The sequence below is a fragment of the Natrinema gelatinilyticum genome, assembly GCF_024266705.1.
GTDB lineage: Archaea > Halobacteriota > Halobacteria > Halobacteriales > Natrialbaceae > Natrinema > Natrinema gelatinilyticum.
Genome location: NZ_CP100757.1, coordinates 383,417 through 395,754, shown reverse-complemented (window position 1 = coordinate 395,754; position 12,338 = coordinate 383,417). Strand labels below are relative to the sequence as shown.

Sequence of the window (12,338 nt, the reverse complement as noted above, 5' to 3'; positions counted from 1 at the left end):
CCGAGGCGAACTCTTAGACCGTCTTTACATACTGGTCGCGTTCCCAGTCGGTGATGTGGTCCCGGAACGCCTGCAGCTCACGCCGCTTCGAGGCTGCGAACATGCGCACGACGTCCTCGCCGAGGAGGTCGACGAGCGTGTCGTCCGTTTCAAGCGCTCGCAGAGCGAGTTCGGGCGAGCGCGGGAGTGTAGGGCGGTCACCGGTCGGGTCACCTTCGGTCGGCGCCTGCGGCTCCAGTTCGCGCCGGAGCCCGTCGAGGCCCGCGGCGATCGTCCCGGCGATGACCAGATAGGGGTTGGCGTCGGCACTGGCGATCCGCGTCTCCAGACGGGCATCCCCTAACGGGACGCGAACCGCGGTCATCCGGTTGTCGTACCCCCACGAGGCGGTGTAGGGGACGAACGAACTCGGCTCGAACCGCTTGAATCCGTTGATGTTCGGTGTGCCGAGCGCGGCCAGCGCGTCGGCGTGTTCCATCAGGCCGCCGACGAAGTGCTGGCCCCGCTGGGAGAGCGTTCCGCTCTTGTCGGCCTCGAAGACGTTCTCCCCGTCGTCGAACGCGCTTACATGGAGGTGATAGCCACTGCCCGGTCGGTCAGCGAAGGGCTTGGCCATGAACGTCGGCCACTGATCGAAGCTCCGGCCGACCTGCTTGACGAGCCGCTTGAAGTCGAAGGTTGTGTCCGCCTGTTCGAGCGGTCGGCCGTAGTCGAACAGCACTTCGAGTTGGCCGGCTCCGTGTTCGTGGTGGAGCGCGGTGAGTTCGATTCCGTAGTCGCCGGCCCACTCGACGAGCCGGTCGTAGAAGTCGGCGACTTCCTCGGTCGCCCAGGAGACACACTCATGATTGCCGCCGGTCGCGGGGACGTACTCGTCCCCGGGGCCCTCCTCGAGAAGGTAGAACTCGAGTTCGCTTCCGGCGTAGAAGTCGAACCCGAAGTCGTTGGCCGCGAGCACCGACTCCAGGGCGGCCCGCGGCGAGCTCGCCAGCCGCTCGCCCTCATGGGTGAACGTACACAGGACCCGGACGGCGTTCTCGCGCCAAGGCAGCCGTGTTGCCGTCCCCGGGATCGGGTGGACGATCCCGTCACCGTGTCCGATCTCGGCGCCGAGTCCAGACCCCTCCGGGACGTGATTGCGCGCCGTCTGAGCCAACAGCACGAGGTTCATCGTGAATCCGTCCGCCCACTTTTCCAGGAAGGTGTCGGCGGTGAGTTGCTTCGACCGGGAAATCCCGTTGACGTCGGCGAACTCGATGAAGACGTGGTCGATCGCCGGGTCCTCGATCATCTCGACCATATGGTCGGTCGCGTCGCTCATTCGAGCATCGCCTCCTCGCGGATCTGTCCCCCGCGGTTCGGTCCCTCACGGATCGATCGGTGTGTGGTAGATGGTTTCATGGAAGGTGTGACACTGTCTGAATGGGGATTGCGGTAGAGGTACTATAATTTATTGTTCTCCACTCAATACCGGATACTGATGATACTAGTCCTCGACGACGAAGTCAGACCGGAGTATCGCTATCTCGGTCCAGAGATCGAACGCCTCACCCCCGAAAGCGACTATCACGTGTACGCGGAGGATCGCGATCATCCACCGCTCGAGGAGTACGATGGGGTCGTCATCAGTGGGAGCACAGCGAGCGTCTACGAGGAGGGGTATCCCTGGTTCGAAACGCAGATGGACCTGGTTCGGACGTGTCGCGATCGGGGTCTGCCGCTGCTTGGCGTCTGCTTCGGTCACCAATTGATCAACGCCGCGCTCGGCGGCGAGGTCGTCGAGGACCGGCGCCGATCCACGTTCGTCGAGATGACGACCGTCGAATCGTCGGATCCCGTTCTCGAGGGGGTCGAACCGATCGTGCCCGTCCTGCACTCCGATCTCGTCATCGAACCCGGCTCCGGGATGGAGGTCATCGCGGAGACCGAGTACAACGAGTACTTTTGTACGCGCCACGCCGAGGCGCCGATCTGGACGGTGCAGTTTCACCCCGAGTTCACCGAGCGTGTGCGAGACGAGCCCAGCGACTGGTCCGACGGGGAGCACTCGTTCGACGAGTGCAACGCGACGGCCGTGCTCGAGAACTTCGAGGCGTGCTGTCCGCAGTAGGACTCTCGTTGTTCGAGGGGAACGACGACACCGATTCGGTCGGAAATTGCCGGTACTGAACGACCCGGAACGGACCTTCAACCAGTGTCACGGACGTCCGTGTGACGACGCGATGTCAGAGTGATTAGCGTACCCATTGAACGTCCCAGGTTTGCAACTGCGCCTCTCATATCGTCGAGCCCAGTCTCGGCCACAACGTGTTCAAACGGTGCGCAGACCATTTAGCCATCGTGTCTCAGTTCTCCGTCGCGAACATCGAGGCAAACTCGAAGTCGGTCCCGCGGACGTCGAAGCGGTCGAGTCTAAACGGTTCGAGATCAAAGGGGGCCTCTTCGACGGTCGCCAGCGACCGGATCGCCGTTCCAATGCTACCCGCTGCCATCACTCCGGCGCCGTGGAATCCGGCCGCAACCACGAGGTCGTCGGGACCCTCCTTCGGCGCGTCGATAATACCTTTGGCGTCGGGGGTCGTCGCGTCGGCCATCGGACATACTTCGTAGCGGACCACGTCTGTTTCGGCGTCGACAGCGGCGAGCAACCCGCCCAGTTCATCTCTGATGAACGCGTCGAGCCGGTCGCCGAACGCCTCCTCCTCGCTCGGAGGTTCAGACTCATAACAGTGTTCGACGCCGACGAGCAGCTGTTCGTCGTCGGTCCCCCGCCAGTATGCTCCGTAGTTTGGGTCGCCCCCCATCGGGTACCCGTCATCGAGATCCGCGTCCAGGTATGCGACGTTCCATGTGAACGTCCGTATTGGCAGTTCTAGCACGTCCGCAAGCAAGTTCCGAGTTGTCGACCCTACCGCCACGACGACGGTGTCGGCCTCGACGGTGCCGTACTCCGTCTTGACAGCCGTCGCAGCTCCGTCCGTAACGCGTACCGAAGTGACAGTGGTGTCCGGGCGGAACTCGACGCCCCGTCGGCTCGCCTCGCTGTACAGCGTCGCCAGCAAGTCGTCCACGTCACAGTAGCCACAGTCTTCCCAGACCAGAGCACGGTCGTAGGGGGCGTTGTCGTCGAACACGTCACCACACTCTTCGACATCGACGATTTCGATCCCATCAACCGCTGCACTCTCTTCCGCGTTGTCGCGGTCGTCCGGTCGAACCCCGCGGACGTACTCACGGTCGATCCAATCGAAGGTCCCCGTTCCGTCGAGGTCGCGGAAGAACTCGGTTGCGTGTGCTGCCCACTCCGGCTGGTCGGGGTAGTCGACCGGTGCCGTCAGGACGCCGGATGCGCGACTCGATGTCCCCTCGCCGATGCCGGCGCGGTCGACGACCAATACGTCGTGATCCGGAGCGAGCCTATACGCCGCCGAGAGGCCAGCAATACCCGACCCGACGATGACCGTATCGTAAGTCATATCCATCGATTGGGGCTTGTTAGCAAAATAACTACGTGCGGCGGATTGTCGATCGGTTCTCAGCAGTAGCTGGAAGTCACAGCGTGCTAAGATGGCACGAACATGCCACCCGACGAATCACGGTGCCTATCGAGACGTTCGACTCGGAGCGTCGGGCTGCGAACCTGCCGGCACAGGTTCGCTGGCGCGACGGCGTCTTTCGCCTGCGCCGCCGTACTGAATCACAGATTCGAAACGGCAGCTATCGGGTGTTCCGGCGGCATCTGTGTACGGGTTGCGATCGCTCGTTCGACGATCAGACTGGCACGTTTTTCGAGCACTCCTCGGTTGCACTCAAAAATCCAGCTTCGCCGTGAAGCCTTCCGGAAGCCAGGAGAGGAAGCGCTCGAAACTGCGCTCTAACTCGCCGGCAATATACGCTACAAGAGGTTACTCGAAGACGGTCGCGAACGCGTCGTCGAGGATCTCGATTGCGTCGGCGACGTCGGATTCGTCGATGCAAAGCGGCGGGGAGAGGAGGAGCTGGTAATCCGGCCGGCCGACGGCGATCAGGAGTCCCATCTCCCGCGCGGCGTCGGCGACGTCGGCGACGGGATTTTCCTCCTCGTCGTCGACCCAGGAGTTCGTGAACGGTTTGCCGGTCTCCGGATCCTTGACGACGATTCCCCACAGAAGGCCGCGGCCGCGAACGTCGGCGATGACGTCGTGGTTCGCCTGCAGCGAAGCGAGTTCGTCCTGGAGAACGGGCGCCAGCGATCGGGCGTTGTCGATGAGCCCGTTCTGGTACTCCTGAATCGCGGCGTATCCCGCGGCGCAGGCCACTGGGTGGCCGGCGAACGTCTGGCCGACCGTCGTCCCGCCGTCTCGCACGGCGTCCGCGATTTCCTCGCGCATGACGACACCGCCCAGCGGCACGTACGATCCGGTGACGCCCTTCGCGAACGTGATCATATCGGGATCGACGCCCTCGGTTTGCATGCCGAACATCTCCCCGCAGCGACCGAACCCGGTGATCACCTCGTCGGCGATGAGGAGAATCTCGTACTCGTCGCAGATCTCCCGAACCCGCTCGAAGTATCCCGGCGGTGCCGGATAGCCACCGCTCGACCCGGCGACGGGTTCCATGACGATCGCTGCGATCGATTCCGCCCCTTCGTTTCTGACGACGAACTCGAGGTGATCGGCGGCTTTGTCGGCGAGTTCGCGCCCTTCGGCGTCGAATGCCTCGGGTATCGGGGGCAGAAACTTGCCGCCCCCCGTCGTCGCCGCGTGGGCCTGGACCGCGTTTCGCGTGGTCGGATCGCCGGTCAGGTTGGCTGCGCCGTACGTGCTGCCGTGGTAGGACTGCCATCGAGTCAGCACCTTCGGCGCGTCCTGAGTTTCGCGGGCGATCTGGATCGCCAATTCGTTTGCTTCGCTCCCCGACACGGAGAACGTCACGTCCGTGAGCGGCTCCGGGGCCACGTCGGCCAATTCATTTGCCAGTCTCGTCCGCGTGTCGTTTTCTTTCGCCGAGGAGACGTAGGGAATCCGTTCGAGTTGATCGGTGATCGCCTCGATGATCCGTTCGTTGTCATGACCGGCGTTGACGCAGTATAGCGACGCAACGAAATCGAGGTAGGAATCGCCGCCGGCGTCGGTCACCATCGCTCCGGTCCCCTCGGTTACAGGGACGCCGTCACGTTCCGGATCGTGCCAGTGCGAGATGTTTCTTGAATTCTCATCCGATTTAATAGCGAGATTGTTGGATTTCATTCTAACTAACCCATTGCAGTAGATGATATATATTATTATCGGCGCTCCAGACAGAGGGATATCGGTTCCATCCGGCCGGTGGCGCGTCGGCGCATCTAGTAGTCACCACCAATTTCTCCATTATTGGACTGAATACGATATTATGTATATTTATTGGACATGAGACTATATTGCCGGTATGAATCGTACTATAACGGTATATGATATGTCTTGGTGTATGTCTGTACGCCTGCTTTCCAGTGAGGATGTCCGTGAGAACGCACAAATGGCCGACGTAGTTCGTGCCGTCCGAGAGGCCTTCGCCGCGTACGAGCGAGGGACAGCCCAGATGCCGCCGAAGTCGTACGTAGATCTCGAGCGTTACAACGGCGACTTCCGCGCTATGCCCGCTTACTTGGACACTGGCGACTGGGACGCTGCGGGCATCAAGTGGGTTAACGTTCATCCCGACAACGGCGAAAAGCACGACCTCCCGACGGTGATGGGGACGATGATCTATTCCGACCCGGAGACGGCCCTCCCCCTCGCCATCATGGATGGGACCGAACTGACGATGAAACGGACCGGTGCTGCGGCGGCGGTCGCGACCGACGAACTCGCTGTCGAAGACGCAACGAGCCTTGGTATCGTCGGTGCCGGCATCCAGTCGTACACGCAAGTTGAGGCGATCGCCGAGGTCCGGCCGATCCAAGAGATTGTTGTCAGCGATCTCGACGAGAGTCGGGTCCGAGAGTTCGTTGACCACTTCGACGACCAGTTCGCCGTCCGCGAGGGCGACGTGAGCGACGCCGCGTCCTGCGATATCTTATCGACGGTAACGCCCGTCAGAGACCCAATCGTCGAATTAGACGATGTCGGCGACCACACGCACATCAATGCGATGGGTGCTGACGCTGCGGGAAAACAGGAACTCACTGACGATGTGCTCCTTGAGGCGACACTCGTAATTGATGACCACGCCCAGACGACCCATTCTGGCGAAATAAACGTTCCCTACTCGGTAGGCACGCTTTCTGACGAGGATATTTACGCCGATCTCGGCGAGATCGTTGTCGGAACAAAAGTAGGGCGCACAAGCGACGACGATATCACGGTCTTCGACAGTACCGGCCTCGCGATCCAGGACGTCGCGACCGCACGCATCGCATATCAGTCAGCGATTGAAAACGGGAACGGAACACCGCTCAACCTTCTTGACGTCGCAGAATCGCACGCCGAATCGTAGAACTAGTTCAGTATCGCTCTGTTCTTGTCACGTTTCGGCCGCGTTCGATACCAGTTTGTGGCCGACAGGACTCACGCGAAGTATCGTTCAGCGCCAGTTTACGGCCGTCTGATTCGTGATCGTCCGTCTGACGATACCCATCGACTTTATCCAAATATATCATATATAACTGGATTGAGTCCGATAGATATATGTCTCATCGGTTTGTATTCAGTCTAAAGTGAACACCGCTGTTTTTACATCCCTATGGGTGTAAAAATAGGTTTCAGCGTCCAACTGCCAGGTTATTTGTCCGACGAGCGATATCATTTCGGTTAAATGAGCGGGATGCTAAAACATTTCACTTCAACACGCTGACCGGTTAAGCGGAGTCCCTTTCCTACTCACTCGCTTCGCTCGTTCCTTGAGGAAAGGGAGGAGCGCACGCAAATTGTTAAGACTGGCCGCATCGTTGGAGTAACTGTCCATGACGGGCCACAGACAGTCCGCGAGGGTTGGCGTGCCAACGGAGCCACGGTGCGTTTCTCGACATGGACGGGTCGCGGTCAACCGACCCCGAAAGACGGACCGACGAAACGAACGTGACGCCCTGTGCCTCTCCGTCGCTCGTGACCGAACGGGCGTAGAGTAGAGGTCACGTCTAATTAAATTGCCTCTGGCGTCTGGCTGTGCGCTACAAGCGTCTTTCGTCGGCATGAGTCCCATGCCGAGAAGACACACGCAAGCCCCGTCCTCGACGAGCGCATCAGCGCGAGTAGGGCGGGGTAGTTGACTTAGCATTCTTGCTTGTAACAATACAATAAAGTAGATGCGATACAACATTCCGCGTAACCGATAGCACGGGCCAACATCTATGGACAAAAAAGATATCCGGATTCTGAACGCGATTGCGAAAATCGGAACGGGCAGCGCCGAAAAAATTTCTGAAGAAACCAACATCCCGAAATCGACCGTCCATTATCGGCTAGATAACCTGCAGGAGAAGGACGTAATCAGTAACGACCTGTTCGATTTGAACCTCGAGAAACTCGGGTTGAATATTATAGTTATTACGGAGGTTTGGGCAGACTACAACAAGGGATACCACAACAAAGTCGGAGAGAAGTTGAGCGAAGTTAACGGTGTTAATCAAGTCTACTTTACGATGGGCGAGACGGACTTCGTGGTCATCTCACGACTGGCGAACCGAAATATGGTGGAACATATCGTCGAACAATTTGAATCAATTGAGGAGATAAATCGGACGAGTTCCAAATTCGCTATCAAGACCATCAAAGACGAGAACCGTCCGCTCAACGACTTTGATATCGAGCTGCTATTTGACAACCTGAAACCGCTTCAGGAGTGAACTACTCCGCCCTACCGCGCTCGGGTCTCCTCGGCCCTCGCTTGTTGCGGACGGAGCGTCCTGTTTCTGTGTCGGAACGTGCAGGAACAGATCCCACAGCGTCCACAAGACGCTCCGCGTCTCGTGCGGCCCGGCAGAACGCCATAATGAGTGACGGAAGTTATGGGCATAGACTGAGACGGGCGAGTAATGGGAGGAGACCGGCGAGGCGATCTTGTTCGTCATCTAAGTGAGCAGGAATTGGATCGTCTGCTGAACGAAGCAGACGATCCAAAGATCATCAAGCGACTCACCTTTGCCAAACGTCTCTACAAGGGAGCAACGTACGAGGAAGCAGCCGACGACGTTGGCAAATCTGCGTCGACTGGAAGTCGCTGGGCGCGTCGATGGAACGATGGCGGACTTGGTCAGTTGACACCGAACTTCGGGGGCGGAAGGCCCCCGAAGCTCGGTGACGAGGAACAAGAGCGTCTTTTAGAACTTCTCCGGGAGGGGCAACCCTGGAAAGCACAGGAAGTTCATCAGCTCTTGGACGAAGAGTTCGGTGTAGAGTACCATCCGGATTATCTCGGTCGATTCCTCCGGAATCTCGGACTGTCCTACGCTAAACCACGTCCAAAGCGCCCCTCTCGGCCAAAAACGCAGATGAAATCCTCGAAGAACGCGTCGCAGACGCGTTCGACGAGGAGACAGAGACGGCACATAACAAGCGTCCTGATGATGAGGACGAAGGATGGGTCCTCGACGACGATATTTGCACGGATGGGGGAACTGTCGTCGGTTTTTGTGATGCTTCGCATCCACAACCATACGACAATTCGCATCGACTGTGGTACGTTGATGATCCGACACTGGAACGACCGCTGGTGAAGCTTGACGAACCAGCGGTCGGATGCTATACGCTCAACGGCAAAAGTGTCCTGACGTTCCCTGAAGATCAATCGAAAGAGAACATCTGTGCGCTCTTGGAGCAAGTCCGCGAGCAGAATCCGGGAACGCGGATTCTGCTCGTCTTGGATAACTTCTCGTCTCACATCTGTGAACACACGCGCAAACGCGCACATCAACTCGGTATTGATCTCGTCTTTCTTCCGGTCGGCTCACCGCATCTCAACCCGATTGAACAGGTCTGGAAAGTCCTCAAACGCACTGCCTCGCCAATCGTGGTGGCGAGCGAGAGCGCGTTCCGAACTCTCGCTCGCCGTCTCTTCGACACCCTTACCGACCGACTCGGATTTGCCAAGTCCTGGATCGATCAATTCCTCAGTCCATATTTGCAAAAGTTATCTTGATCATTACGGCGTTCTGCGGACGGTTCCAGACTCCGCAGGCGGCTTCCCGTTACGGGCGGTTCGGAGTGTCCCGCTCCTCCCGAATCGACACTCGGCCACAACCGACGATGCACGCTTGTTGTCACGTGTGAACACCGCCGGAAACGTGGTGAGCATCTTATTCTCACCTTCGACCGACGGGGGAGGAAGGGTGCCGATTCACACGAAACCAAGACGTGCAGGCGCTGTCTCCCCTCTCTGCTCGCGCCTTCGGCGCTCGCTGAGGATAGCGCGGGACCGTCGGTCCCGCTGACCATGCGAACGGCGTCGCCGTGAGCAGAAGGGGGTGCTTCGTAGGATCGCTAGACGAAGCTTGATTTCGGCGTTTTCACTAATGCCACCGCCGGTCGAAAACCGATACACTGCGGTTGATTCTACGGATATCTAACTGTTCGACGAAGATTGTAGACGGCACATTTGAGCACCATCTCGCGGAATTCGAGGTGCCAGCTTCGCGCACGCACGGCGGAGCCGAGCGTGCGCTTGATCGACGAAAAGACAGTCTCAACCATCCAGCGGCGATTGTACCAGCAGCTGCTCATCCGGGCGTTGTGTGCCCGGTCGAGCGAGGAGTAGATCCGGTGTTTGATCAACGGTCGGATGCGATCAAGATGAAGATCGTCTCGGAATGGCTTTCCATCGTAAGCACGGTCAGCGGCCAATGACCGCAGGTCCTCGGCGTTTCGCCGAGCGACCTGCGGACCAATCTTCGCATCATGTTTTTTCGTGGTCGTACAGTGAACATCGTAGACGTACAGCGTTTTCACGTCCACGAGGGCAGTGACTTTGAGCGAGCGAACGCGGTAGTGTTTTCGCGTCGCGTAGTACCGCGAGGGCTGGTCGCGGTCGAAACCAGTCGAGTCGATCGCGGCATGGCCAGTGCGTTTCTCGGCTGATTCGCCGAGAAACGCACGATAGGTCTCCATCGAGATAGTCTCAAACCAGTCACGCAGGACGGTAAAATGCGGAAGCCGCGTGAGGCCGATTTCGTCGAGAATGCCGGGCATTTCGCTCAACAGATCGATTGTCTGGCGGTAGGATTTCCCGAGTTCGATCCGCAGTGCTTGCAACGTGAGCATCGCCCATTCGGCGAACCCGCCACCCCCTACGGGGTCGGCGGGTTCGTCCGGATTCTCGACAACGTTTTTAGCTTTCGCAACGATTTCTCGGGTGAGGAGACGGAATTCGGATACCAAAGTAATCCGTCTCTTCGCTTTCTACGAAGATAACGAGATTGAGGCGACGCCGTCTAGCGATCCTACAGAGCAGAAGGGGGCTTAGCGCCCTCAATTACAGCTAAATTGCTGACGCCTTCACTGGTATCCTCTTGGCGATCCTTCCCTGTCGAAACGTTCGTATCTTGGAAGAATTTATAACTCATGTCTACCATAGTTGACTCATGTACCAAGCAAGAAGAGAATGTCGAACCATTCGACAGAAACTCGATCTGACCGGGCGTGTATCGACTCCTACGTCGGTCTCTAACTACCAATGACGAACAACGGCTTCAGCGACACGCTGCGTCGGAATCATGAACGGGCAATCTCTGAGGCAACAGCGGATGTTCAGTTCAATGCCTGGATCGATGGGGTGTCCACTACGTCTGATACCGGCCGACGCTTCGAGACGCGAACTCCTACAGTTGACGAACCAATTACAGCCGTCCCGCGCTGTGATGCGGACGACGTCAACGCGGCCGTTGATGCTGCTGAGGCGGCATTTGACGGCGTGTGGGGATCGATGTCAGAAGACGAGCGATCAGATGCCATCCTCGAATGGACGTCGGTCCTCCGGGCGAACAGCAAAGAACTTGCTTTGCTCGAGAGTCTCGACGCAGGCAAACCGATTGCGAACGCGAAGTACGAAGTGGGCAAGGCGCTCGATTACATCGAGTACTACGCACACGTCGTCCGGGGCGAACAAGGTAACCAGATCCCGGTCGCCGACGATGTCCACGCGTTCACGAAACGTGAGCCATACGGTGTCGCCGGCCTCATCGTTCCCTGGAACTATCCCCTCATACTGGCGGCGTGGAAGCTCGGCCCGGCGCTTGCGGCGGGGAACACCGTCGTATTGAAACCCGCAGAGCAGACACCGCTTTCGGCGACGCGAGTCGCTCAACTCTCTGAGGATATTCTCCCGGCCGGCGCGCTCAATGTCGTCCACGGGTTCGGTGATGAGGTCGGCGCTCCGCTGACGCGTCACGAGGACGTTTCCAAAATCTCGTTTACCGGCGAAGACATGACCGGTGAAACAGTGATGAAAGCTGCCGCCGAGGGAATTACCCCTGTGACGCTCGAACTCGGGGGGAAATCGCCATTCGTCGTCTTCCCGGACGCGGACCTAGAAAAGGCGGCTTCAATCGCTGCCGAAGGAGTTTTCTATAACACAGGTCAGTCATGCGAGGCTTTCTCTCGAACGCTGATCCACGAAGACGTCCACGACGAATTCATGGAATTTTTCGAAGCCGAAGCCGCTGCGCGGATTGTCGGTGATCCGCTTCGAGAGGAAACTACGACCGGACCGCTTGTGTCGAAGCAACAATTCGAGAAGGTTAAAGAGTACGTCAAACTCGGCCGGCGCGAGGGTGCTACAATGGTCCGTGGCGGTTGTACCGATTCACTCGATTATGAACATGCCGGCTGGTACATAGAACCAACCATCTTCGACAATGTCACAAACGACATGCGGATCGCACAGGAGGAAATCTTCGGACCAGTGGCGTCCGTGCTCACGTTTTCCGACTATGATGAAGCGATCACCATCGCAAACGATGTCGACTTCGGTTTGGCCGCGGGGGTGGCAACGACGAACCTCTCAATTGCCCACCGTGCTGCAGACGACATCCGAGCTGGCACGGTTTGGGTAAACCAATACGGACGTCTGGTTCCAGGGACACCGTTCGGTGGATACAAACGGTCCGGTATCGGGCGAGAATGTGCAAAAGAGACGCTCAAGGAGTATCAGCAAACGAAGACGATTAACATCCAGATCGATGACCCTAAACTCTGATTGACATTCATCCTTACTGAGACGCCGATCAATGACGGCTGTGAAGAGGTACCCCTTCGTATCAAGTAGCATATTTAGTCGGTGATGGATTGCTTACTAATTCAAGATACATATTAGCTCCTGTCACCGCCTAGTTAGGCCAGTTTGAGAAGTGAGCAGGTCGTGAAGATGGGTTGGAACAACGCTCGCAG

8 protein-coding genes and 2 pseudogenes are annotated in these 12,338 nt (G+C 58.2%); 6 read left to right on the top strand and 4 right to left on the bottom strand.

From position 1 onward, the window contains the following. Nucleotides 1–13 precede the first annotated feature (13 nt). The gene (locus NJU76_RS19965) at nucleotides 14–1,321 is read right to left on the bottom strand and encodes a glutamine synthetase family protein (protein ID WP_254533545.1); all 1,308 of its coding nucleotides are present in this window, start codon (nucleotides 1,319–1,321) and stop codon (nucleotides 14–16) included. 159 nt (nucleotides 1,322–1,480) lie between these two features. Between NJU76_RS19965 and NJU76_RS19960 the strand changes: the two genes are divergently transcribed. After that, nucleotides 1,481–2,110, top strand: coding sequence for a type 1 glutamine amidotransferase (locus tag NJU76_RS19960; protein ID WP_254533544.1), 630 nt, complete (start codon nucleotides 1,481–1,483; stop codon nucleotides 2,108–2,110). Between the two features lie 235 nt (nucleotides 2,111–2,345). On the opposite strand, the gene NJU76_RS19955 is transcribed toward NJU76_RS19960, so the two are convergent. Next, nucleotides 2,346–3,476, bottom strand: a complete 1,131-nt coding sequence (locus NJU76_RS19955) for an NAD(P)/FAD-dependent oxidoreductase (RefSeq protein WP_254533543.1) — start codon at nucleotides 3,474–3,476, stop codon at nucleotides 2,346–2,348. Nucleotides 3,477–3,598: 122 nt separating this feature from the next. Between NJU76_RS19955 and NJU76_RS19950 the strand changes: the two are divergent. Further along, nucleotides 3,599–3,814: pseudogene (locus NJU76_RS19950) on the top strand (IS1595 family transposase); the annotation flags it as partial. Between the two features lie 91 nt (nucleotides 3,815–3,905). Here NJU76_RS19950 and NJU76_RS19945 read toward each other — a convergent pair. Continuing rightward, complete coding sequence (locus tag NJU76_RS19945; protein ID WP_254533542.1) at nucleotides 3,906–5,231, bottom strand: aminotransferase family protein; 1,326 nt, start codon at nucleotides 5,229–5,231, stop codon at nucleotides 3,906–3,908. 217 nt (nucleotides 5,232–5,448) lie between these two features. On the opposite strand from NJU76_RS19945, the gene NJU76_RS19940 reads away from it, so the two are divergent. The 3 genes and pseudogenes from NJU76_RS19940 (at nucleotide 5,449) to NJU76_RS19930 (ending at nucleotide 9,096) form a co-directional block, all read left to right on the top strand. Continuing rightward, entirely contained in the window at nucleotides 5,449–6,456 is a 1,008-nt protein-coding gene (locus tag NJU76_RS19940; RefSeq protein WP_254533541.1) for an ornithine cyclodeaminase family protein, read from the top strand. An 853-nt stretch (nucleotides 6,457–7,309) separates the two neighbouring features. Continuing rightward, the gene (locus tag NJU76_RS19935; RefSeq protein WP_254533540.1) at nucleotides 7,310–7,804 is read left to right on the top strand and encodes an Lrp/AsnC family transcriptional regulator; all 495 of its coding nucleotides are present in this window, start codon (nucleotides 7,310–7,312) and stop codon (nucleotides 7,802–7,804) included. A 189-nt stretch (nucleotides 7,805–7,993) separates the two neighbouring features. After that, a pseudogene (locus NJU76_RS19930) lies at nucleotides 7,994–9,096 on the top strand (IS630 family transposase). A 413-nt stretch (nucleotides 9,097–9,509) separates the two neighbouring features. Here the strand turns inward: NJU76_RS19930 and NJU76_RS19925 are convergent. Continuing rightward, entirely contained in the window at nucleotides 9,510–10,331 is an 822-nt protein-coding gene (locus NJU76_RS19925; protein ID WP_254528552.1) for an IS5 family transposase, read from the bottom strand. 295 nt (nucleotides 10,332–10,626) lie between these two features. Between NJU76_RS19925 and NJU76_RS19920 the strand changes: the two genes are divergently transcribed. After that, a complete protein-coding gene (locus tag NJU76_RS19920) occupies nucleotides 10,627–12,147 on the top strand; it encodes an aldehyde dehydrogenase family protein (protein WP_254533539.1) in 1,521 nt (506 codons plus the stop codon). Nucleotides 12,148–12,338 lie beyond the last annotated feature (191 nt).

Bases quoted from the DNA above. Each gene is read 5' to 3' on its own strand.
- NJU76_RS19965 (WP_254533545.1), bottom strand. From the start codon at position 1,321: ATGAGCGACGCGACCGACCATATGGTCGAGATGATCGAGGACCCGGCG.
- NJU76_RS19960 (WP_254533544.1), top strand. From the start codon at position 1,481: ATGATACTAGTCCTCGACGACGAAGTCAGACCGGAGTATCGCTATCTC.
- NJU76_RS19955 (WP_254533543.1), bottom strand. From the start codon at position 3,476: ATGACTTACGATACGGTCATCGTCGGGTCGGGTATTGCTGGCCTCTCG.
- NJU76_RS19945 (WP_254533542.1), bottom strand. From the start codon at position 5,231: ATGAAATCCAACAATCTCGCTATTAAATCGGATGAGAATTCAAGAAAC.
- NJU76_RS19940 (WP_254533541.1), top strand. From the start codon at position 5,449: ATGTCTGTACGCCTGCTTTCCAGTGAGGATGTCCGTGAGAACGCACAA.
- NJU76_RS19935 (WP_254533540.1), top strand. From the start codon at position 7,310: ATGGACAAAAAAGATATCCGGATTCTGAACGCGATTGCGAAAATCGGA.
- NJU76_RS19920 (WP_254533539.1), top strand. From the start codon at position 10,627: ATGACGAACAACGGCTTCAGCGACACGCTGCGTCGGAATCATGAACGG.